At 63.6% G+C, this 21,354-nt stretch carries 20 protein-coding genes; 13 read left to right on the plus strand and 7 right to left on the minus strand.

Annotation, left to right across the window (positions count from 1 at the left end):
• The first annotated feature begins 8 nt into the window (after positions 1–8).
• The 7 genes from QW861_RS17015 (at position 9) to QW861_RS17045 (ending at position 6,569) form a co-directional block, all read left to right on the plus strand.
• Positions 9–1,010: an ABC transporter substrate-binding protein gene (locus tag QW861_RS17015; RefSeq protein ID WP_315752323.1), complete on the plus strand. Its 1,002-nt coding sequence runs from the start codon at positions 9–11 to the stop codon at positions 1,008–1,010.
• A gap of 25 nt (positions 1,011–1,035) precedes the next feature.
• A complete protein-coding gene (locus tag QW861_RS17020; protein ID WP_316193299.1) occupies positions 1,036–1,836 on the plus strand; it encodes an ABC transporter ATP-binding protein in 801 nt (266 codons plus the stop codon).
• 83 nt (positions 1,837–1,919) lie between these two features.
• Positions 1,920–2,648 carry an ABC transporter permease gene (locus QW861_RS17025; RefSeq protein ID WP_315715432.1) on the plus strand — a complete coding sequence of 243 codons (729 nt, stop codon included), beginning with the start codon at positions 1,920–1,922 and terminating at the stop codon, positions 2,646–2,648.
• On the plus strand, positions 2,648–3,631 hold the full coding sequence (locus tag QW861_RS17030; protein WP_316193300.1) for a 2-hydroxyacid dehydrogenase: 984 nt from the start codon (positions 2,648–2,650) through the stop codon (positions 3,629–3,631). The genes QW861_RS17025 and QW861_RS17030 overlap by 1 nt, the downstream gene beginning before the upstream one ends.
• Positions 3,632–3,723: 92 nt before the next feature.
• Positions 3,724–4,320, plus strand: a complete 597-nt coding sequence (locus tag QW861_RS17035; protein WP_316193332.1) for an AprI/Inh family metalloprotease inhibitor — start codon at positions 3,724–3,726, stop codon at positions 4,318–4,320.
• 159 nt (positions 4,321–4,479) lie between these two features.
• Complete coding sequence (locus QW861_RS17040) at positions 4,480–6,132, plus strand: PAS-domain containing protein (RefSeq protein WP_316193301.1); 1,653 nt, start codon at positions 4,480–4,482, stop codon at positions 6,130–6,132.
• A 107-nt stretch (positions 6,133–6,239) separates the two neighbouring features.
• Entirely contained in the window at positions 6,240–6,569 is a 330-nt protein-coding gene (locus tag QW861_RS17045) for a hypothetical protein (protein WP_315715302.1), read from the plus strand.
• Between the two features lie 3 nt (positions 6,570–6,572).
• Here the strand turns inward: QW861_RS17045 and QW861_RS17050 are convergent, their stop codons facing one another.
• Complete coding sequence (locus tag QW861_RS17050; RefSeq protein ID WP_316193302.1) at positions 6,573–8,048, minus strand: PLP-dependent aminotransferase family protein; 1,476 nt, start codon at positions 8,046–8,048, stop codon at positions 6,573–6,575.
• Between the two features lie 85 nt (positions 8,049–8,133).
• On the opposite strand from QW861_RS17050, the gene QW861_RS17055 reads away from it, so the two are divergent.
• Positions 8,134–8,994, plus strand: a complete 861-nt coding sequence (locus tag QW861_RS17055) for a DMT family transporter (RefSeq protein WP_316193303.1) — start codon at positions 8,134–8,136, stop codon at positions 8,992–8,994.
• Positions 8,995–9,005: 11 nt separating this feature from the next.
• On the opposite strand, the gene QW861_RS17060 is transcribed toward QW861_RS17055, so the two are convergent.
• The 6 genes from QW861_RS17060 to QW861_RS17085 all read right to left on the minus strand — a co-directional run bounded on the left by QW861_RS17060 (position 9,006) and on the right by QW861_RS17085 (position 15,789).
• Positions 9,006–9,719, minus strand: a complete 714-nt coding sequence (locus QW861_RS17060) for a hypothetical protein (protein WP_316193304.1) — start codon at positions 9,717–9,719, stop codon at positions 9,006–9,008.
• 149 nt (positions 9,720–9,868) lie between these two features.
• Entirely contained in the window at positions 9,869–10,063 is a 195-nt protein-coding gene (locus QW861_RS17065) for a JAB domain-containing protein (RefSeq protein WP_315752322.1), read from the minus strand.
• A 73-nt stretch (positions 10,064–10,136) separates the two neighbouring features.
• Positions 10,137–10,367: a helix-turn-helix domain-containing protein gene (locus tag QW861_RS17070; protein ID WP_083938734.1), complete on the minus strand. Its 231-nt coding sequence runs from the start codon at positions 10,365–10,367 to the stop codon at positions 10,137–10,139.
• 512 nt (positions 10,368–10,879) lie between these two features.
• A complete protein-coding gene (locus QW861_RS17075; protein WP_315706375.1) occupies positions 10,880–13,768 on the minus strand; it encodes an ATP-binding protein in 2,889 nt (962 codons plus the stop codon).
• 202 nt (positions 13,769–13,970) lie between these two features.
• Entirely contained in the window at positions 13,971–14,978 is a 1,008-nt protein-coding gene (locus QW861_RS17080; RefSeq protein WP_015669967.1) for an aldo/keto reductase, read from the minus strand.
• Positions 14,979–15,033: 55 nt separating this feature from the next.
• Positions 15,034–15,789 carry an alpha/beta fold hydrolase gene (locus QW861_RS17085; protein ID WP_015669966.1) on the minus strand — a complete coding sequence of 252 codons (756 nt, stop codon included), beginning with the start codon at positions 15,787–15,789 and terminating at the stop codon, positions 15,034–15,036.
• A gap of 338 nt (positions 15,790–16,127) precedes the next feature.
• On the opposite strand from QW861_RS17085, the gene QW861_RS17090 reads away from it, so the two are divergent.
• The 5 genes from QW861_RS17090 (at position 16,128) to QW861_RS17110 (ending at position 20,060) form a co-directional block, all read left to right on the plus strand.
• Positions 16,128–17,063, plus strand: coding sequence for a helix-turn-helix domain-containing protein (locus tag QW861_RS17090; RefSeq protein WP_015669965.1), 936 nt, complete (start codon positions 16,128–16,130; stop codon positions 17,061–17,063).
• Positions 17,064–17,154: 91 nt separating this feature from the next.
• Positions 17,155–17,826, plus strand: coding sequence for a type 1 glutamine amidotransferase domain-containing protein (locus QW861_RS17095; RefSeq protein WP_015669964.1), 672 nt, complete (start codon positions 17,155–17,157; stop codon positions 17,824–17,826).
• A gap of 70 nt (positions 17,827–17,896) precedes the next feature.
• Positions 17,897–18,187, plus strand: a complete 291-nt coding sequence (locus QW861_RS17100) for a putative quinol monooxygenase (protein WP_315706373.1) — start codon at positions 17,897–17,899, stop codon at positions 18,185–18,187.
• A gap of 159 nt (positions 18,188–18,346) precedes the next feature.
• Complete coding sequence (locus QW861_RS17105) at positions 18,347–19,237, plus strand: alpha/beta fold hydrolase (RefSeq protein WP_015669963.1); 891 nt, start codon at positions 18,347–18,349, stop codon at positions 19,235–19,237.
• Between the two features lie 97 nt (positions 19,238–19,334).
• Entirely contained in the window at positions 19,335–20,060 is a 726-nt protein-coding gene (locus QW861_RS17110; protein ID WP_042340409.1) for an alpha/beta hydrolase, read from the plus strand.
• Positions 20,061–21,354: the final 1,294 nt, after the last annotated feature.

The following is a 21,354-nucleotide window of genomic DNA, read 5'->3' on the forward strand; positions in this document are numbered from 1 at the left end:
GAACGTTAATGGCGGCATTGCTGGTCCTCGGCGGGACTTTGGGCGGGATGATTTCGGCGGCCCACGCCCAGACCCTGGACAAGGTCTCGTTCGGCACCAACTGGGTTGCCGAGGCCGAGCATGGCGGCTTCTTCCAGGCGGTCGCCGACGGCACCTACAAGCGCTACGGTCTGGACGTGACGATCGTGCCGGGCGGTCCGAACGAGAACAACCGCATGCTGCTGATCTCGGGCAAGATCGAGTTCTTCATGGCCGCGAACACGCTGATGTCGTTCGACGCGGTCGCCAACAACGTGCCGGTGGTGTCGATCGCGGCGATGTTCCAGAAGGACCCGCAGGTGTTCCTGACCCACCCGGAGTCCAGGATCACCAAGCTCGACGAGCTGAAGCCGCTCACCCTGTTCGTCTCCAAGGAAGGCATCTCCAGCTACTATCAATGGCTGAAATCGGAATACGGTTTCTCCGAGAAGAACGTCCGCCCCTACACGTTCAATCCGCAGCCCTTCATCGCCACGCCGCAGAGCGCAATGCAGGGCTATGTCACGTCGGAGCCGTTCGCGGTCGAGCGCGCCGCCGGCTTCAAGCCCGGCGTGATCCTGCTCGCAGACAACGGCTTCAACACCTATTCGACCCTGATCGAGACGCGGCGCGACCTGATCGAGAGCAAGCCGGACCTGGTGCAGCGTTTCGTCGATGCCTCGATCATCGGCTGGTACAACTACATCTACGGCGACAATTCCGCGGGCAATGCGCTGATCAAGAAGATGAACCCGGAGATGACCGACGACCTGCTGGCCTATTCGGTCGCCAAGATGAAGGAGTACGGCATCGTCGATTCCGGCGACAGCGTGGAGAAGGGCATCGGCGCCATGACGGAGGAGCGCATCGCCAGCTTCTTCGACAAGATGGTGCGGGCCGGCGTGGTCAAGTCGACGATCGACTATCGCAAGTCCTACACGTTGCGTTTCGTCAACAAGAGCGTCGGCATCGATCTCCGGCCGAAGAAGTAGGACGCTTGAGCGGCACTTTCAGCAAATGAGCTCACCCCTTTCGTCCGAGCGCGCCGTTGCGACCGCGGTACGCCTGCGCGGCGTCACCAAGGTGTACGAGTCCGGCGTCGCCGCGCTGGGGCCGATCGATCTGACCATCGCCAAAGGCGAGTTCGTCTCGCTGCTCGGCCCCTCCGGCTGCGGCAAGTCGACGGCGCTGCGGCTGATCGCCGGCCTCGCGAGCCCGAGCGGCGGTGCGGTCGACGTCGCGGCGTCCGCGTCCGAGACCCATCCGGGCCATCGCATCGGCTTCGTGTTCCAGGAGCCGACCTTGATGCCCTGGACCAGCGTGCGCGATAATGTCGGATTGCCGTTGAAGCTTGCGCACGTCCCGGCCATGGAGGCGCGGCCGCGGATCGATGCGGCCTTGGCGCAGGTCGGCCTGTCGGATTTTGCCGATGCGTTCCCGCGCGAATTGTCCGGCGGCATGAAGATGCGCGCCTCGCTGGCGCGGGCGCTGGTGACGCGGCCCGACATCCTGCTGATGGACGAGCCGTTCGCGGCCCTCGACGAGATCACGCGCTTTCGCCTCAACAACGACCTGCTGGCGCTGTGGCGCAGCCTGAACATGACCGTCCTGTTCGTCACCCATTCGGTGTTCGAGTCGGTCTACCTGTCGCAGCGCGTGCTGGTGATGACGGCGCGGCCCGGCCGGCTCAGCGCCGAAATCCGGATCGACGCCGACGCGCGCGATGATGCGTTCCGCGCCTCGCCGGACTACGCCGCATACTGCCGTCGCGTCTCCGACGCGTTGGCGCCGGCCTACACCGGAGTGCATGCGCTGTGAGCGGCGCCCCCGAGCGAGCGCCATCCGTTGCGGGCGAGCGGCTGGCGAGCCTCGCCTTTCCGGCCTTGGTTTTCGTCGCAGCGATGACGGCGTGGGAGTTGGTGGTGCGCGTCAACGGCATCCAGCCCTATGTGCTGCCGGGGCCGCTGCTCATCCTGAAGACCTTGGTTGCCGATTGGGACATTCTGGCGCAGTCGCTGCTGACGACACTGGTCACCACGCTCGAAGGCTTCATCGCTGCCGCGCTCGGCGGCATCGCGCTGGCGCTGTTGTTCAACCAGTCGAGATGGCTGGAATGGGCGTTGTTTCCCTATGCCGTGGTGCTGCAGGTGACGCCCGTGATCGCGGTCGCGCCGCTGCTCCTGATCTATCTGCCGCAGCAGACCGCGGTGGTCGTATGCGCCTGGATCGTCGGCTTCTTCCCGGTGCTGTCCAACACCGCGCTCGGGCTCAACTCGGTCGATCGCAATCTCGCCGGCCTGTTCCAGCTCTACGGCGCCTCGCGCTGGCAGACCTTGCGCTATCTGAAATTGCCCGCCGCTCTGCCCTACATTCTCGGCGGTCTGCGCATCGCCGGCGGCCTGTCGCTGATCGGCGCCGTCGTCGCCGAGATCGCCGCGGGCAGCGCCGGCGCGGGCTCAGGGCTCGCCTATCGCATCGCCGAATCCGGCTATCGTCTCAACATACCCCGCATGTTCGCAGCGCTGGTGCTGCTGTCGGTCGCCGGGATTGTCATCTATGGCTTGCTGGCGCTAGTTTCGCACCTCGTTTTGCGGCGCTGGCACGAGAGCGCGCTTGGAAAGGACAACTGATGGCGGCTACTTCGTCTGACAAGATCGATGTTCTGATCTATGGGCCGCTGCGGCCGATCCTGGAGAAGGGGTTCCCGGACAGCTTCAACGTGCACCATGCGACGACGCAGGCCGATCTCGAAGCGCTGCCGGCGGACGTGAAAGGGCGGATCCGCGGCGTCGCCGTGACCTTCCATACCGTGAAGACCGATGCCGCCGTGATGGCGATGCTGCCGAAGCTGGAGATGATCGCAAGCTTCGGCGTCGGCTATGACCATATTGCGGCCGCCCATGCCGGCCAGCACGGCATCATCGTCACCAACACGCCGGACGTGCTGACCGAGGAGGTCGCCGACGTCGCGCTCGGCCTGCTGATCGCCACCTGCCGCGAGTTCATCAAGGCCGACCGCTTCGTGCGCTCCGGCGAGTGGACGTCGAAGCCCTATCCGCTGAGCGTCGGCTCGCTGCGCGACCGCACCGTCGGCATGGTCGGCATGGGCCGCATCGGCCAGGCGATCGCGCGCCGGCTCGAAGCCTCGCTGGTGCCGGTGGTCTATCACTCGCGCAACCCGGCGGCGGGCGTCACCAACAAGCACTATCCCGACCTGCTCGCGATGGCCAGGGACGTCGATACGCTGGTCGTGATCGTGCCCGGCGGCGCCGGCACCAACAAAATCGTCAACGCCGAGGTGCTGAAGGCGCTGGGGCCGCGGGGCGTCGTCGTCAACGTCGCCCGCGGCTCGGTGATCGACGAGCAGGCTTTGGTCGAGGCGCTGAAGTCCGGGACGATTCTCGGGGCCGGCCTCGACGTGTTCGAGAAGGAGCCGGCGGTGCCGGACGCGCTCAAGGCGATGGACAATGTCGTGCTGCTGCCACACATCGGCTCGGCTGCCATCGTAACCCGCAACGCGATGGATCAGCTGGTGGTCGACAATCTCAAGGTCTGGTTTGCCGGCAAGCCGCCGCTGACGCCCGTTCCGGAAACGCCGGTGAAAGGCCGCTGATGAAACGCTCGCTCCCAATGCTGATCGCGCTGCTGTCGTCAGTGGCGAGCGTCCCCGCCGTTGCGCAGGACGCCGCCGGCCTGAAGAAAGCGATGATCGGGCAGTGGGAGCTTGCGACCACCGAGCGCAGCAAGACCTGTGTCGTGACCCTGAAGCCCGACGCGGCGCCGCGCGGGCAGAAGCTCGAGCTGGAGCCGAGCTGCGCCGCCGCGCTGCCCTTCACCAAGGACATCGCCGGCTGGAACGTGAAGGGACTCGACATCGTCAGTCTCCAGGCCGCCAACGGCGAGGCGGTGATCGACTTCACCGAGGTCGAGGCCGGCATCTTCGAAGGACTGCGCCAGGGCGAGGGCGTCTACATCCTGCAGAACCTGGCGGCGGCGCGGTCGCTGGCGAAATCGATGGATCAGATGATCGGCGACTGGGCGATGGTCCGCGGCAATGGCGCCACGATCTGCAGCCTGGTGCTGACCAACAACGACGCCGGCCACGACAATTTCCAGGTGTTCGTGAAGCCGAAATGCGACCCCATGGTCGCAGCGTTTGCGCCGAGCCAGTGGCGGCTCGAGCACGGCCAGATGATGCTGATGTCCGACCGCGGCGAGACTTGGCGGTTCGAGGCGGACGACAATGCGCAGTGGCGGCTGGTGCCCGACAGCGCCAATCCGCTGATCATGCTCAGGCAGTAGGACGAGACGCGCGCCGTTGAGTGCCCTTGCCGCGCGGCGGGCAAGCCTCTTCCGGCATCGGATTTGGTTAACGGCCGGTTACACGCCTGTTCCACTGATTGGAACTTGTTGTTTACGCATCTTGCGTCTGATGGTTGTACTCCATCGAGGGGGACCGCCATGCGTGAGTTGTTGCGCCGGTTCAACAGGTCGCTGCCGTCGTTCAGCCTCAACGACAAGATCTCTGCGGCTGCGGCCGCGTTCGCCGTCCTGGTGATGCTGTCGACACTGGGCGCGCTGTCGGCGCTGCGCGAGCAGCGCCTGTTCTACGACCGGCTCGAAGCGCTTTCCATTGCCGCCCGCAACATCGAGCGCACCAACGCGCTGATCTACGCGGTCGTGATGGAATCGCGCGGCATCTACATGTCGTTGGACCGCACCGTCGCGCGGCGCTACGCCGATTCGCAGCTTGCGAAGATTGCGCAGCTGAGCAAGGTGGTCGACGAATGGGAAAGCCGGGTCACAGATGACGACGCCGCGCTGTTCGCCCCGTTCAGAAAGCGGATCGATCAGTTCGTCGCATTCCGCACCGAGATGGCGCGGCAGACGATCTCGGTCGGATCGTCGGCGGCGCGCGAGCTCGGCGACAATGACGAGAATCGCGCGGTGCGCACCGCGCTCAACGAGGACCTCGAGAAATTGTCGCGGCTCTATGCCGACCGCACCCGCGAGCTCGGCGAGGCGGCCGACGCGCGCGGCATGGCCGCGTTCTATCTGGGCGCGCTCGGGGCGGTGATCATCGTGCTGATCGCGGCCGCGGCGCTGGCGCTGCGCTGGGGCGTGCTGATGCCGCTGCTGGACATCGCCCGCGTCACCGACCGCATCGCCGCCGGCCGCATCAAGCTCAAGATTCCCCATGCGCGGCGCCATGACGAGATCGGACGGGTCGCCCATGCGGTGGAGACTTTCCAGGACGGCGCCTTCCGGATTCAGGAGCTCGAGCAGCACGAGGTCGAGATCGAACGCCAGCACGCCGACATCCTGCGCGAGCACGAGCGGCTGGAGCAGGGCGCGCTCAGCAACCAGCAGCGTCTGGATGCCGCGGTCGCCAACATGGCCCAGGGCCTGATCATGCTCGACAGCTTCGGCTACGTGCTGATCGTCAACGAGCAGTACCGCAAGCTCTACGGCCTTCCTGCCTCGGTTGCGAAGCCCGGTGCGCATGTACGCGAGATTCTCGCACATCGCGCCAAGCTGGGTCTGCTGCGCGAGAAGCCGTCGGAGTTCCTCGCCGCGCTACGGGAGCGCATGAAGGAGCGAAGGGCCGAGATCGTCGAGGTCGAGCTCGCCGACGGCCGCATCATCCGCATCTCGGAGCGTCCGATGGACGGCGGCGGCTGGATCGCCACTCATGAGGATTTCACCGCGCAGCGCCGTGCCGAGCGCAAGCTCGCGCGCGCCGAATATTTCCTCGCCGCATTGCTGGAGAACATCCCGCAGGCGGTGCTGGCCAAGGATGCGCAGTCGCTGCGCTACATGTTCGTCAATCGCGCCGCCGAGCGTCTGTTCGGCGTGCCACGCACCGACATCATCGGTCGCACGCCGGGCGAACTGTTCTCCGCGCCGACCGGCGCAATCCTCGAGGAAGCCGCCCGCGACCAGCTCGCAGGGCGCGGCGACGATGAGCCGCGAGCCCATAGCATCCTCACACCCGGGAACGGTACGCGCGACATCGTCGTGCGCCGGCTACCGGTCTCGATCGGCGAGGGCGAGCCGAGATATCTCCTCAGCATCATCGAGGACCGCACCCGGGATCAGCGCGTGGCGGCATGATGCGCCGCCTGGCAAGGCCGTGGATTGCCCTGCCTTGACGTCGCCTTGATCTGCATCAAGAACGGCCGCGCCGGGCGGACTAGCGTGCCTGGAACGGAGGCCTGTCCATGATCCGACGTCTGGGGATTCCCTTTGCTACCCGCCTCGGCGCTGCGGCGCTGCTCACGCTCGCCGTCGTCGCGCCGGTGCATCAGGCTGCCGCGCAGGACGTACTCGGCGGAGCGATCCTCGGCGGCGCCGGCGGAGCGATCCTGGGCGGCGCGATCGGCGGCGGCCGGGGCGCTGCGATCGGCGCCGTGATCGGGGCCGGTACCGGAGCTGCAATCGCGGCCGATGGCGAGCGCCGTCGTGGCGGCTATTATTCCTATCGCAATGGCTGCTATTTGCAGCGCGGCGACGGCTCATGGGTCCGCGCACACCCGCGCTACTGCTACTAAGCCTTATCCGTCGGTCGAATCGGCCGCTTGGTGGCGCGACGAACGCGCCGCCGGTGGCTTTGTCGCGCGCTCCAGCGCGTTGATGACGCGCGGATCCTCGCAATGCGCGACGTTGAAGCGCATCATCGTCGCGGCGGATTGCGTCGCGCTGAAGACGTCGCCGGGCGCGAGCACCACGTGTTCCTCGAGCGCGGCCTGGGCCACCTCGATTGCCGTACAGCCGTCCGGCAACCTGCACCACAGATGAAAGCCGCCGCGCGGCATCAGCCATGGGGCGATACCGATGCGCTGCAGCCATGCCGCCACGCGCGGCCGTGCTCGCCCAAGCCGTGCGCGCAGCTCCTCGACGTGCTTGCGGTAGCTGCCGCTGGTCAGCACCTGGGTCAGGGTCTCCGCGGCGAATTGTCCGGGACCGCCGAAGCCGGTCGCGATCTGTAGGTCGATCAGCGGTTCGATCCAGTCCGCGCGCGCCGCGATGTAGCCGCAGCGCACCGAGGCCGACAGAGTCTTGGAGAAGCTGCCGACCAGGATCACCCGCGTCAGCCCGTCGAGTGCGGCGAGCCGCGGCGACGGCTCGGGTTCGAAGTCGCCGTAGATGTCGTCCTCGACGATGATCGTGTCATGCGCCGACGCGGCGTTGAGCAGCCGGTGCGCCGTCTGCAGCGACAGCGTCGCCCCGGTCGGATTGTGCAGGCCGGAATTGGTGATGTAGAGCCGCGGGCGCTCGGCCGCGAGTATCGCCTCGAACTGCGCGATGTCGGGTCCGCCCGGCGTCATCGGCACGCTGATGATCCGTGCCTGATGCGCGCGCAGCAGCGCGAGGAAGTTGAAATAGCAGGGATCGTCGACCAGCACGGCGTCGCCGGCACGCAGCAGCATGCGGCAGATCAGGTCGATCGCCTGCGTGCCGGACGAGGTCAGCACCAACTGCTCGCTGAACGCGTCGATGCCGATGCCGGCAAGGCGGCCCTGCAGCAGCCGTCGTAGCGCCGGCGATCCTCGCGCTGCGCCGTAGTCGCTCAGCACAGGGCCGGCGCTGCGCGCCAGCGCGCGGACCGCGCGCCGCAGCGCGTCCTGCGGCATCCACTCGGCCGGCAGCCAGCCGCAGCCGGGCGTCAGCGTTCCCGGTCCGGCGTCGAGCGACTGCCGCGACACCCAGAACGGGTCGACCGCGCGCGGGCGGCGCGGCTCGCGATCGGCGAGGGCCAGCGGCGGCAGCGCCGTGTCGGCGACATAGAAGCCGGAGCCGCGCCGGGCACGGATCACGCCCTCGGCGGCGAGCCGGTCATAGGCCTCGACCACCGTGGCCGGCGACACGCCCATCGCCGCGGCGAAGGCGCGGATCGAGGGCAGGCGCTGGCCGGCGCTGAGCGCGCGTGTCGCCAGACGCTGGCGGATCGCATCGACCACGGCGATGGTCCGCGAGCCGCCTCGGCGGGAATCGGGCGTCCCTGGTCCCAAGTGTGTTGCCCTTTGCATCAGTACAGATTGTCGAAATTGTATCGGTTTGTCGCTGCCGCAACAAGCCTGATCGGGCTATGGGATCTGCGAGGAGGAGCCGTGCATGAAGGGATCGATCGAAGGCTGGGGGAGCGGCATCATCGGCATGACGATCTTCAGCGGCTCGCTGCCGGCGACGCGGGCGGCACTGGAGGGTTTTTCGCCGCTGTTCCTGACGGGCGCACGCGCGACGCTCGCGGCCGTGCTGGGCGCGCTTTGTCTCATGCTGTTGCGGCAGCCGCTTCCCGGCCGGCGCGACCTGATGTCGCTGGCGGTCGTGTCGCTCGGTGTCGTCATCGGCTTTCCGCTGCTCACCGCCCTGGCGCTCCAGCACATCACCTCGGCCCATGCGATCGTGTTCGTCGGTCTGCTGCCGTTGTCGACCGCCTTGTTCGGCGTGCTGCGCGGCGGCGAGCGGCCGCGGCCGCTGTTCTGGCTGTTCGCAGCACTTGGTGCTGCGGCGGTCTCGGGCTTCGCCCTGTCGCGGGACGGCGTCGCGGCGCCGATCGGCGATCTCGCGATGATCGCTGCGATCGTCGTCTGCGGCCTGGGCTATGCCGAGGGCGCCATGCTCACGCGCCGGCTCGGCGGCTGGCAGGTGATCTCGTGGGCGCTGCTGTTGTCTGCACCGCTGATGCTGTCGATGGCGGTGCTGACGCTGCCCGGCGCGTCGCACGACATTACGGCCGCGGCGTGGCTGGGTCTCGCCTACGTCTCCGTCTTCAGCATGTTCGTCGGCTTCGCCTTCTGGTACCGCGGGCTCGCGCGCGGCGGCACTGCGACGGTGGGCCAACTGCAACTGCTGCAGCCCTTCCTTGGCCTCGGTTTCGCGAGCCTACTGCTGCATGAGCCGGTGTCGGCAACGATGATTGCCGCAGCCGGAATCGTCGTCGTCTGTGTGGCAATGGCGCGCCGCTGGGCATGAGCCGTCGGCGGCTATTTGCGATGATAGAGTCCAGTGAAGCTGACGCCGGCACCGCCGCAATCATTGTTGTCCTCGACCAGCAGAAGCGCGCCGATTCGCTGCAGGCGCACGCGGCACTCGTCGCCGGCATTCGGCCGCTCGAACGGTGTGCTGCCGTCGTCGACGAAGGCGATCAGGCCGCCCTTGGGCTCTGCCGTCGCGCCGAGCGATCCGTTGCGCAACTCGCGCCCGGCCGGCAACACCTGATCGCCTTCGATCCTGAGCCGGTTGCCGGTCTCTTTCCTGATCGTCAGTCCCCCTCCAGGGTGCTCCCAGCTTCCGGCCCAGTCGGACATTGCCGGCGCGGCCATTGGCGCGACGGTGGTGAGGGCTGCGCGCGGCAGCCAGCCGGTGGTCCAGATCTGGGCCTTCGCACGCGGCGCCTGGTAGCTGACGCAGACGAAATCGCCGCGGGTCCTGCCGACCAGCACGAGGTCGTCGCCGACGAGGTACGCCTTCTTCCGGCAGGCCTCGGTCGCGGCCGGACAGCCTGCGGCCTTGAAGTCATCGTCATAGGGACTCTTGACGAAATTCACGCGCGGCTGGCCACTCACTTTGGCGACGACGAGCGGCCGCGCATCGTCCCAGCCGATGCCATTGCAATTGGCGGGATCGTTGGCGTCGTAGGCAGCCGCCGCCGTGACGGTCAGGACGCTCAGGATCAGTCCGATGAAGGCCGCGCGCATCCGTCATTCCTCTCCACGTTTCGCCCGCATTAGCCGGCGCGGGAAGACGTCCGGTTCAAACCGGCCCGACGTTTCGTCCATCCCGCGGCGATCTTTTGGCAGCTCCGACCGCAGCACGCTGCATGCGTCGTCTCGTCGGCGTCGCGCCTTCACATCACCCCGATGCTCTTCAGGCTGGTGTGGCCATTCCTTCCGACGATGATGTGGTCGTGAACCGTGATGCCAAGCGGCTTGGCAATCTCCACGATCGTCTTGGTCATCCGGATGTCGGCCTGCGACGGCGTCGGATCGCCGGAGGGATGGTTGTGCATGAGCGTAGCGCCGCAGCTATGTAATTGAAGAATAACGGATTTAGCAGGCCGACCATCAAGCGGGGGACGGAGAGTGGGGACGGTAGTGCACGCCAAATCGTGATCATCACGCCTGATCAGGCCCAGTCATCGGTGATCGTCCTGGCGCACGGCAGGACACCATGTTTCTCTTGTCCCAAGCATCGAGTTCGCCAACCGGATATAGGACCGCTTTCCCGATTTTGACGAAGGCGGGTCCGACGCGCATCGCTCGCCAGTTTCGAAGGGTCCCGACGCTGACCGCGCCACGGTAGCGCTCCGAGACTTCCTCTGGCGTCAGATATTTTCGATCGTCCATTGCCGCACTCCCGATCACGCGACCATGAATTCAGTAATTCACGGTCCTGACCGCTCTCGGAAGCTGGATGCATTGTCGATAGTGAAAGAGAAGGCTAACGGCCACGCAAAGGCGTATCGTCCACGTCAACCCGAGATCGAGCCGAATATTTCGACGAGATCGAGCACGTGAAAATCACGAAGGACATGCTCGAGCCGAAGGACCTCCGGAAGATCCTTCTCGTCAGCCCGGATCGAGCTCGGAACTCGGACCCGCGGCGTTTTCACAGAGTTAGGGTCAAAAGCGACCGTCACAGCGCAATCGCGTTTTGGTCCGCTTTCCCTCCAACACCGGACGCAGCCGGCGTCGGTGGCAAGGTCAGAGATGGACCAGAAGCGGAAGTATCCGCGAGAGTAGCGGATGCCCGAGGCATTTGCCGCGCTCCAGAAGTCGAGTAAAAATCCAATCAGAACTCGTAGCCCTTCTGACCGATGGCTTGCCAGTTGCACCAACTTGTGCTCGGGGGCATGTTTTTAGAGTCCTACGCCACTTGTACGGTTCTCTATCTGAGCCAACAATCGGGAGGCACGAACAAGGTCTTGCGTACCAAACCCTTCGGTGAATTCGCCAAAAATCGGAGCGAGCAATTGAACCGCGTCTATCTCGCGGTTTGTCGCCGCCCAATGAGCGGCGAGGTCGGTGGCGATCCGAAGCGCGAAAGTTAACGCGCCGATAGCGCGAGCTTCAGCCAGCGCCTCCTTTAATAGCTTTTCAGCGCGGACTGTTTCGCCATCCTCAAGAAGGATAGATGCATTGACTCGCTGAAGTTCCGAGCGGCACCAGCGCTCGCCCTGCCTTTCCTGATAGTCGATGGCGCGCGTGACGGCGTCACGCGCTTGCGCGATCCGCCCTTGCCGCAGATAAGCACGAGCGAGGAAAGCCAGATAGCTGCCGATCCGCATCAGAAAGCGGCATTCGATCAGTTCGTCAATCGCGGCCCGAATATCCTCCACCGCGCGCGGATCGCTGCGCAATTCGCGCAGGCAGGCGGAGAAATAGCGCTCGACCGAAACCCAGCGCCAGATGCGCTCGCGTTCCAGATTGCGACGCAGGCGTTCCGTGAACATATCGAGCGCGTCAAGATCGCCGATTTCAAGCGAGATAGGAAGTGCGGCGAGCCCAAGTGCGTTCGACTGCGACACCCAATGGCCACCGCGGTCCGCAGCATCAACGGCCTCACGCGCCAGTCGAGCGGCGTAGTCGGCCTGCCCCTGCATCCACACTACAAAAGGCATGTTGGTGCGGACGGTGATGAAGCGGTAGACCTCATTCGCATCCTTGCGCGAACGCCCCCGGACTAGCGAATGGGTTGACGCGAGACGATCGAGAACCGGGCGGCTTTTGCTTAATTCGCCGGCGAAGGCGTGGGCCCAGGCCAGGGCCTTGTCGGCTTCGGATGTCGCCGTCGAATCGGGGTCTCGGTCGGCCAGCGAGGTGGCCTCCTCGAGATAAGTGATGGCACGTGCGATCTCGCCGATCTGGAGCAGATAGAACGCAAAACCCGTCAGCGCGCGCTGCTGAAGGTCGACACTGTCAGCACGCCTTGCGAATGCGATTGCGTCAAGCCAGGTGACTTCGTTCTCGTTCGAACTCTTGCGGGCGTAGAAGAGGCTCCATCCGAGGGCACAGGCGAGCTTTGCCTTGGACAGATCGTCGCATGGAACGCGCTTGGCCAACGCGAGTGCGACCTCCAACCGCGCTTGCGCCTCCGACAGGATGGAGGTCTCCGACCACAGGGTGATCGCAGCAACCGCAAGCCTGATTCCGAGGATGTCATCGCCCTGCTCGCCGAACGACCATGAAAGCGCACTTCTCAAATCGGCAATGCGGCCAAGGTAGCGCTCGGTCCAATCGGTCGGCTCGCGCCATTTCCAATCCTCCTCGGATTGCTCGAACAGCGCAGCCATGCGCTCCGCATGGCGGCGCATCGCCCCGCTGCACGCCGGATCGCCCCGACGCCGCTCGGCGGCATAGCGACGCGTGCTATCGAGCAGCCGGTAGCGCAGGCTCGCGCCCCGCGCCTGCGCGCTCAACAGTGATTTGGCGACGAGACTGCCGAGTGCGGTCGCGACGTCGATCGGCGTGAGACCTGCCGCTTCCGCGACGAAGACCGCATCCTCGTGCTCGAACCCGTCACTGAACACTGACAGCAGGGCGAAGAGCCTGGCTTCCGTCTGCGACAGCAGCCGGTAGCTCCAATCGATCGTTGCCATCAGGGTTTCATGGCGCGGCGGCCCGGCGGCGGCCCCGGTCGCGCTAAAGCCAAGCCTCTGATCGAGGACGACCAACAGCTCCCGCGGGGTGAACCTGCCGATCTGGGCGGCAGCCAATTCGATGGCTAGGGGAAGCCCGTCCAGCGAATGACAGACCGCTGCGATGGCGTCGCAATCCTCGTCGACGAACTCGTAATCCGACCATTCGGCGGCGCGTCGAACGAACAACTCCACCGCCGGGAATCTGACGGCCTGATCCACCGACAGCCCAAGGCCTGAACTCGGAGCAGATAGAGAGCCAAGCCGCACGACGTGCTCAGTGGTGGTGCCGAGCGGCTCGCGACTCGTGGCAAGCAGCCGGGATGGCGATGTGTCCGTCATGAACTTGCTGGCAAAGATCGTGGCGGCTGGCAGCACATGCTCGCAATTGTCGAGGATGAGCAGCATCTGCCGCGGCCTCAGATAGTCGAGGACAGCAGCCAGCCCCATGTCCGTATTGCCTCGGATACCGAGTGCCGTCACGAGCGCCGCGCCGAACAGAGTAGGATCGGAGATTGTCGCGAGATCGATGAAGCAGACGCCGTCGCGATACCTTGACACGAACGCCTGGGCGACGGCCAGGGCTACGGTCGTCTTACCGATCCCTCCTGCGCCGGTCAGGGTCACGTGCCTGTCCTCGGCGAGCAGATCGGCGATTTCAACGATATCGGCTTCGCGGCCGACGATGCCGCGCGGCGATGGCGCATGCGAAAGCGGGAGCGGATCGGCCAGCGCAGGCTCCCCCTCGATCTCGCCGATGCCGACCCGGACATCGGCGATGAACTTGTACCCACGCCGCGCCACGGTCGCGATGTAGATGGGCTCGATCTGGGTATCTCCCAGCGAGCGCCGCAAGCTCCACATATTGACCTTAAGATTGCTGTCGTGGACGAACGTGCCCGGCCAGGCTGCCGCCATCAGCTCGTTCTTGCTGACCAGCTCGCCGCGGCGCTGCACCAGCAGCCGCAAGAGCTCGAAGGCGCGTCCGCCAATCTTGACGGGGCGCTCGTCTAGAAGAAGCAACTGACGGCCGGGGACCAGTCGAAACGGGCCGAAGCTGAATGTCAGCTTCTGTCGAGGTGCGCCCCGTTGCCGTCTGGCCGTCCGCATTTCGCATTGCCAATCGATCGAAGAGATCGCTTGGTATTATCATGCACTGCAAACTTGTTGAAGTGAGCCGTTCTGACTTTCACGACCGCTGCGCAAAACCACGCGGGTGTGGCTATTTTTTTGGCTTGCGAAGAACCGCTGTGCTCACAATCTCGACGCTTCATTGGTCGGAACCTCGGCGAACCACCCTCTCACACCCACTTCAACCGGGGAGCGGAGCTGCGGAGTTGACGAGCGCCTGCGAGCGCAGCTCGCGCCAGAAATCGACGGGGACGACTTCCTCGAGCGCGGCGCGATCCTCGGCAATGCGGCCTGGACGGCTCGCGCCGGGAATGACGGCAGCCACCACCGGGTTAGCCAGCACGAACTGGAGGCCCGCCGCCTTCATGCTGATGCCGTAGCGGTCGGCGATTGCCTTGATCCTCCCCACCTTGTCGATGATTTCCGGGGGCGCCGGCGCATATTCAAAATTCGGGCCGCCGACGAGCGCGCCCGAACTGTAGGGGCCGCCGACGACAATCGCGAGCTCATGCTCCGCAACCATCGGGATCACACGCTGAAGCGCCCTCGCATGGTCGAGCAGCGTGTAGCGGCCCGCGAGAAGGAAGCCGTCGGGGCGCGGCTCTTCCAGCGCCAGCAGCAGTTCGATCGGCTCGACCCGGTTGACGCCGAGGCCCCACGCCTTGATCACGCCTTCGTCGCGTAGCCGGTCGAGCGCCTTGAACGCCCCCTTGCGTGCGCTTTCGAACACCGAAAGCCATTCGTCGCCGTAGAAGTCCTGCGCCACGTCATGCACGAAGGCGATGTCGATGTGGGAGGTCGCGAGCCGCTTCAGACTGTCTTCGATCGAGCGCAGCGTCGCGTCTTCGGAATAGTCGTTCACAATCTTGTTCGGACGCCCGTATTTGAACACATCCCCCTTCTCGCCGAGGTCGCGGGCGCCGACATCCTCGATCTCGTCCAGGATCAATCTTCCGACCTTGGTGCTGACGACATAATCGCTTCGCGGCCGGTCGGCGAGCGCGGCGCCCATGCGGATCTCGGCAAGACCCGCGCCATAGAAGGGCGCGGTGTCGAAATAGCGGATGCCGTCGTCCCAGGCCGCACTCACCGTCGCGAGCGCTTCCTGCTCCGGGATGTCGCGAAACATGTTGCCGAGCGGCGCCGCGCCGAAGCCCAATCTTCCCGGCAGAATATTCTTGAGGGCCATGTTGCGTGTCCTCGTCTGCGACAGGCAAGTCCGCCCGTGCGCGGCGCCGCCCGTCTCATTCGGTCGCGGAGGTATCCGCGCTTCTGATGAAGGCCGCGACCTCGCGCGGATGCGACAGCATCACCGCGTGGCCGCTTTTGATCTCCGTCACCTTCGCGCCCGAGCGCTTGGCCATGGTGCGCAGCCAGGTCGGCGGGATAATGTGATCCTCCATCGTGACCATGTAATAGGTCGGCTTGGTCTTCCAGGCCACGCGGTCGACCTTGGACTGCACCGCCTGCAATCCAAACGGCAATTGCGCCGCAGCCATGAAGCGCGCGGTCGCAGCGTCGACGCCGCCGGCGAAAGAGGTCGGGAATTTGTCGCGGTCGACGAAGATAAAGTTGCCTTCGACGACGAGCGGACCCTTTTGCTCGCCGGCGGGCACTGAGCCTTCCGACAGCGTGCTGACAGACTCTCCGGCGTCGGGAGCATATGCCGCGAGATAGACAAGGCTCTGAACCTTCGGATTGTCGCCGGCCTCCGTGATGACCATGCCACCATAGGAATGTCCGACGAGGATGACCGGATGCCGCGCCTTGGCGATCACGCGTTCGGTCTCCGCGACATCGTCACGAAGCGAGATCGTCGGCTGCTGGACGACGAGCACTTCATAGCCCGCATTCGAGAGAATGTCGTAGGTGTCCTTCCAGCCCGAGCCGTCGACGAAAGCGCCGTGGACAAGGACGATGGAAACGGTCTTCTCGGCGGCCACCGCGGGGACGGCCGTTGCGATCGACATTGCAACAAGCGCGGAAATAAGCGGCTTCATAGCAGGCTCCGATCCTTGATACGGCGACATTGCCGTTTGATGAGCTTCATTAGCGCAGCTGAGAAGTTGCGGTATTCCCGATTCCTGCGCGACGATGGACGCATCTTGCTCATCTTCGATGAGAGCAGCTTTCGAAGCGGCGGTGCGCGTGCTCCAACCTTTTGCTTTGCTTGCCTTTTACTTCTTTTAACCGTGCCGCCTCTGGACTTCGCTATCGGTCCTTGTGAGAAATTCAGGATCGGCGTGGCAGCGGGCCGGGGCTGCACTCATTTACCGGATGGAATGATCGCTCTCTTGCGATACGGGGCCGGGATTCGCCGCAACTTGCGGAGGTCGTGATGGCACTCGTGACTCATGGAGATCAGAAGTACCAGAACAGCGAGAAGCTCGCGGCGGCCAACGATTGGCCAGGGCTGAGCATCGAACATCGCAAGTTCGAAGCGGGGCGCCAGGCGACGCCGGTGCCTATCTGCACCGAACTGGTAATGCTACTGTCCGGCGGCGGGATGGTGTGTCGCACCGGCAACGGTGAAGTCCAGAAAAGCCTCGCGCGCCCCGGCATGAGCTACCTCGTTCCGGTCGGGACGCAGGAGAGCCATCTCGAGCTTTCGGACCGGATGGAGTGTCTTCACCTCTACCTCCCGCCGGCGCTGCTGGACCAGAGCGCGCTTGCGGACTTCAATATCGATCCGGCAAGGATCGAGATCGCCTACGCCCACGGTCTGACGGACCAGGTGCTCTTCCACATCTGCTCGCCGCTTCGGGATCTGCTTCATCGTCCGCGCCAGTCGACTGACGCGCTGTTCGTGGAGGGAATTCAAGTCGCGCTTGCAGCGCATCTCCTGGGCAACTATACGATCGACCGCTGGCGTGCGCCCGACAGGTCTCCGTCGCTCGATCCACGGCGCCTGCAGCGCGTGCTCGATTATATCGAGTCGTCTCTGGGAGACGAAATCAGACTCGAGGATCTGGCGGCTCAGGCCTGTCTCAGCCCCTATCATTTCTCCCGGCTGTTTCGCGAGGCGACGGGATTGTCACCGCACCGATACGTGACCGATCGGCGCGTCCAGGCTGCGCGGCACGAGCTCGCGCGCAACCGACTGTCGCTGGTCGAAATCGCCCTGGAGTTCGGTTTTGGCTCGCAAGCAAACTTCACGCGCGTCTTCCGCAAGGCCGCAAGCCTTACGCCGGGGCAGTATCGCGAGTTGTGCTGCGGCCAGATCGAGGTGAATGCCGATCGTTCCGATGCGGAGTACCGCAGGGATTGCTCATGATCCCGCAGGATTCGGAAATACGGTTCTGGGCCGCGCGGGTAGTGTCGTTGCGGCGCTCTTCGACTTTATGGATACCTCCAGGAAACGAATCATGACTCAACACGTCCTGTTTATCGTCAGCAACGCAGCGGTGATCGGCCCGCAAAATCGTAAGACGGGCTTCTTTTTCGCCGAGGTCGCGCATCCGTTCGATGTTCTTGACAAGGCAGGCATCGCCGTTGAGTTCGCTTCCTTGAGAGGCGGATGGACGCCCTACGATGCCTACGACGAGAAAGATCCTGCGGAAAAGGCCTTTCTTGAAAGCAAGGCTTTTCGCCGCCTCAATCGCAGCCGCAAACTTGCCGAGGTGGATGCTGCGGATTTTGATGCCATTCTCGTGCCCGGCGGGCTCGGGCCGATGGTCGACATCCAGCGTAACCCCATCGTTCAAAATGCAGTCGTGCGCGCCTGGAGCACGGGAAAATTCGTGACGGCCGTTTGTCACGGTCCGTGCGCGCTTCTCGGGGTGGACCTTGGCGATGGCAAGCCATTCGTGCAGGGCAAGAAGCTGACTTCGTTCTCGAAGAAGGAAGAGTACGACTACGCGCGCGAAGATGTTCCCTACGAACTTGAGGACGCCCTGCGGGCAGAGGGCGCCGAATATACGTCCGTGGCAAACTGGGAACCTCACGTTGTCGTCGATGGACGTCTCATCACCGGCCAGAATCCCGCCTCAGCCGGGCGCCTGGCAAAAGAGCTGCTGGCAGCACTGAGAAAATTATAAGACAGGCAGCCGAACATCGCCTGGCTGAACTGAAGCCAGCAGTCACTCTGAAAAGTTTTGGTCGATCGCGATGCCGTCGAAGATTACTGCTCTTCTGGTTGCTCACCCCGGCAAAAGCGATGAGCTGAGAGAACTTCTGGTCGGCCTTGCGCCGCATTGCAGGGCAGAGCCCGGTAATCTGCGTTGGGACGTTTGGCGCGACACTTCGAACGATCATCGTTACGTCCTTGATGAGCTCTACCGAGATATCACTGCGGTCGAAGCACATCGCGCCTCGCAACATTACCAGGCCTACTTGGCCAGGGTTCCCGAACTGGCCGAACGTACGGCAGTAATCGCGGAATCCGTAGACGTGAGATAATCGGGTTTGAGGAACGACGTACCGTATAAAGGAGTTGCCATGCGCCTTTCTTGCGCGACTCTCATCGCCTTAACCATTGTAAGCGCACATCCATCGCTCGGGAGGTCCACGGCTTCTGCATGTGGACCGGGGGCAACGCCCGCTCATCGTTGCGGGCCAATGCCCGGCGGCAGCGTAGGTGATTTAACCGTTCATTACCGCACGGCCGCCATCAGCGGCGTGAACGTGTTCTACCGCGAAGCTGGGCCAGCAGATGGGCCCGTCGTTCTCCTTCTGCACGGCTTTCCGACGTCCTCACACATGTTCCGCAATCTGATTCCGAATCTAGCCCACCGATACCGTATCATCGCGCCGGATTACCCCGGCTTCGGGCAAAGCGATGCGCCGGATCGCAACCGCTTTTCCTATAGTTTTGCGAACTATGCCGAGATGATCGACGCCTTGCTGAATCAACTCGGAGCGAAACGCTACACCATGTACGTCATGGATTACGGCGCACCGGTCGGCTATCGCCTCGCCCTCAAGCATCCGGAGCGCGTGACTGCCCTCATCATCCAGAACGGCAACGCTTACGAAGAAGGATTGCGGGAAGCTTGGGACCCGATCAAGGCGTATTGGAGGGAAGGAACGGAGGAGCGGAGGAATGCGCTTTCATCCCTCGTCTCTCTCCGCGCGACTAAATTCCTATACACCGATGGCGTCCGCGATCTGACGCGCATAAGTCCTGACAATTGGGTGCAAGACCAAGCGCTGCTGGATCGTCCCGGCAATAAGGACATTCAGCTCGACCTGCTCTACGACCACGCGACCAATATCCCGCTTTATCCGGCGTTCCAAGCGTTTTTCCGCGAAAGGAAGCCGCCCGCTCTAATCCTCTGGGGCAAGAACGACAAGGTCTTCGCTGAAGCCGGCGCACATTCCTATTTGCGCGACTTGCCAGACGCCGAGTTACACATCCTCGACACCGGTCACTTCGCACTTGAGGACCAACTCGACGTGATGGCGCCGCTGATCAGCGACTTCCTCGACCGAACGAATGAACGGCCCTGACGCAAGACTTTCGCACGAACTTAAAGGTAGCCGATCTATCACGACGCCCCACAACACGAAAGGAATTCCTGTGAACTATTTGGCATCTCTGCTGGCAATGTGCGCGCTCGCTATCACGTCGAACTCCGCGGGAGCTCAGCAACAGAAAACGACATCGGTCGTCCTTGTGCACGGCGCGTTTGTCGATGGCTCAGGCTGGCAAGCGGTATACGATCTCCTTAAAAAGGGCGGATACGAAGTGCTGGTGGTCCAGAATCCGACCATCACGCTCGAGGGTGACGTCGCCGCCACGGAAGCCGTGATCGCAGCAGCCAAATACCCTGTTGTGCTGGTTGGCCACTCGTATGGCGGCATGGTGATCACACAGGCTGGCGACAATCCGAAGGTCAAGAGCCTGGCTTACATCGCGGCCTTTGCGCCGGACGCTGGCGAATCTGCCGCATCCCTGAATGACTGGCCGGCAGAGCCTGGCGAGGCGAAGGCGCCCCTGCTGCCGCCGCAAGACGGTTACCTGCTGGTCGATCCCGTGAAGTTCCCGACTTCCTTTGCGGCGGATTCCCCTGCGGCGCTGACTGAGTTCATGGCGGCCGCGCAAGTGCCATGGGGACTGAAAGCCGTCGAAGCCAAGACCACAAAAGTGGGCTGGAAGGCAAAGCCGAGTTCCTTCCTGATCCCGTCTCAGGACCGCATGATAACCCCCAGTTCACAGAGAAAGATGGCTAAGCGAAGCGGTGCGCGAGTGGAAGAAATAAATAGCAGCCACGCAGTGATGCTGTCTCATCCGCGGGAGGTGGCCGCGTTCATCGAGTCTGCCGACCGGTAATCGACGCAAAACGGATCAACTTATTCGAGGCCTAGCGACGCTAATGAAGACGGCGGGTTGTGTGCTGATGGGTCAGCGCAGGATGCATCAACCTCGGGGCGCGCGAAGGATTATGGCCTTCGTACGCCAAGCCCGTCGTACAGCTCGTCTATCCGCGACCAACGAAGCGCGGGCGCAGGTTGTTTGTCCTCTCAGCGATGCCCAGACAGATCGCAATTCTGATCGCGCATATGCTCGGTCCAGCGTTGCAAATACATTCAGCAACTGGATTGATTAGAACAGGCTGGGGTGCGTCATTCGCTGGCAGAGTGCCTTCGCGAGTTGCGGCTATAGCGTGTGGAAGCAGCTGCTCAGTATCGTCTGGTGATAGTAACCGATTGCTGGTCTAATTCGCCAAAATTTCTCTATACCGTCCGCGTGGGCTAAGGAGCCGTTGAACAAAGTGCGGATGTCTCTGGACCAAAACCAGTCTTTCGCCGGGGATGCTGCCGCTGATCGGCTTTGGGTCAAAAGCGGATAATCCGCTGATGCGGCCGCAAACGTCGGCTTTGGGTTAATCGTGTCGCCTCGGATCGACCTGGATCGTTTCTGTTCTTCATGGGAAAGCTGACCCGCGGGACTGCTTCGCGTTGTGATCAGTGCAGCCCCGCTCACAAGAAGCCATTGGCGCCTCGAAGGAAAAGGTCCGGGCCAGCCGCAATCCGGTCAAGGCCCGTCAGCGGCTTCGCCGCGCGCTTAGGGCGAGCCTTGACGGGCTCCGTTAGCCCTGTAGCAGCCTTCCATGCGCGCATGGCTAGGTATGTCCCAATTCTGCGACCTAGTTCGCTAAGCTGCGATTAGTGCCATTCGGGACATTGATCTCTCAGGTCTTTCTTCCTCTAGCAACACTATGAGTGTTGGAGCAGTGCCGTGCTGCGATAAGTAACCTCAAAAACTTACGACCGCCGAGTCTACGCCGCGGAGAGGCGCTTTTATCTTGCCGTCGAACTCGCCCTCTGCTCGCTCCTCTCCAATCCCAGGCTGAACTGCGCTCAGACACCGCGTGGTAGCTACACGAGTAGTGAGTCTCAGACAGCATCTTTGCCGCGGCTCCGGTCAGACCATCGGCATCCGAGCGCAGGGTCTTAGCGATCTATCGACAGAAACCAGAGTGATCGAACTGCATCGGCGATGCTATTCGTCTGGAGATCCGAGATGGAAAGTCGGACTGCCCGACGGCATCAATTCGACACGGACCGGTCCAACGTCGAGGAAGATCGGTGTTAAAGCCGCGCGCAAGTCGCCAATACGGATG

Source organism: Bradyrhizobium sp. SZCCHNRI1029 (genome assembly GCF_032487555.1).
Taxonomy (GTDB): domain Bacteria; phylum Pseudomonadota; class Alphaproteobacteria; order Rhizobiales; family Xanthobacteraceae; genus Bradyrhizobium.

Coding starts and splice junctions, on each gene's coding strand:
- QW861_RS17015 (WP_315752323.1), top strand. CDS start 9: ATGGCGGCATTGCTGGTCCTCGGCGGGACTTTGGGCGGGATGATTTCG.
- QW861_RS17020 (WP_316193299.1), top strand. CDS start 1,036: ATGAGCTCACCCCTTTCGTCCGAGCGCGCCGTTGCGACCGCGGTACGC.
- QW861_RS17025 (WP_315715432.1), top strand. CDS start 1,920: ATGACGGCGTGGGAGTTGGTGGTGCGCGTCAACGGCATCCAGCCCTAT.
- QW861_RS17030 (WP_316193300.1), top strand. CDS start 2,648: ATGGCGGCTACTTCGTCTGACAAGATCGATGTTCTGATCTATGGGCCG.
- QW861_RS17035 (WP_316193332.1), top strand. CDS start 3,724: ATGATCGGGCAGTGGGAGCTTGCGACCACCGAGCGCAGCAAGACCTGT.
- QW861_RS17040 (WP_316193301.1), top strand. CDS start 4,480: ATGCGTGAGTTGTTGCGCCGGTTCAACAGGTCGCTGCCGTCGTTCAGC.
- QW861_RS17045 (WP_315715302.1), top strand. CDS start 6,240: ATGATCCGACGTCTGGGGATTCCCTTTGCTACCCGCCTCGGCGCTGCG.
- QW861_RS17050 (WP_316193302.1), bottom strand. CDS start 8,048: ATGCAAAGGGCAACACACTTGGGACCAGGGACGCCCGATTCCCGCCGA.
- QW861_RS17055 (WP_316193303.1), top strand. CDS start 8,134: ATGAAGGGATCGATCGAAGGCTGGGGGAGCGGCATCATCGGCATGACG.
- QW861_RS17060 (WP_316193304.1), bottom strand. CDS start 9,719: ATGCGCGCGGCCTTCATCGGACTGATCCTGAGCGTCCTGACCGTCACG.
- QW861_RS17070 (WP_083938734.1), bottom strand. CDS start 10,367: ATGGACGATCGAAAATATCTGACGCCAGAGGAAGTCTCGGAGCGCTAC.
- QW861_RS17075 (WP_315706375.1), bottom strand. CDS start 13,768: ATGCGGACGGCCAGACGGCAACGGGGCGCACCTCGACAGAAGCTGACA.
- QW861_RS17080 (WP_015669967.1), bottom strand. CDS start 14,978: ATGGCCCTCAAGAATATTCTGCCGGGAAGATTGGGCTTCGGCGCGGCG.
- QW861_RS17085 (WP_015669966.1), bottom strand. CDS start 15,789: ATGAAGCCGCTTATTTCCGCGCTTGTTGCAATGTCGATCGCAACGGCC.
- QW861_RS17090 (WP_015669965.1), top strand. CDS start 16,128: ATGGCACTCGTGACTCATGGAGATCAGAAGTACCAGAACAGCGAGAAG.
- QW861_RS17095 (WP_015669964.1), top strand. CDS start 17,155: ATGACTCAACACGTCCTGTTTATCGTCAGCAACGCAGCGGTGATCGGC.
- QW861_RS17100 (WP_315706373.1), top strand. CDS start 17,897: ATGCCGTCGAAGATTACTGCTCTTCTGGTTGCTCACCCCGGCAAAAGC.
- QW861_RS17105 (WP_015669963.1), top strand. CDS start 18,347: ATGCCCGGCGGCAGCGTAGGTGATTTAACCGTTCATTACCGCACGGCC.
- QW861_RS17110 (WP_042340409.1), top strand. CDS start 19,335: ATGTGCGCGCTCGCTATCACGTCGAACTCCGCGGGAGCTCAGCAACAG.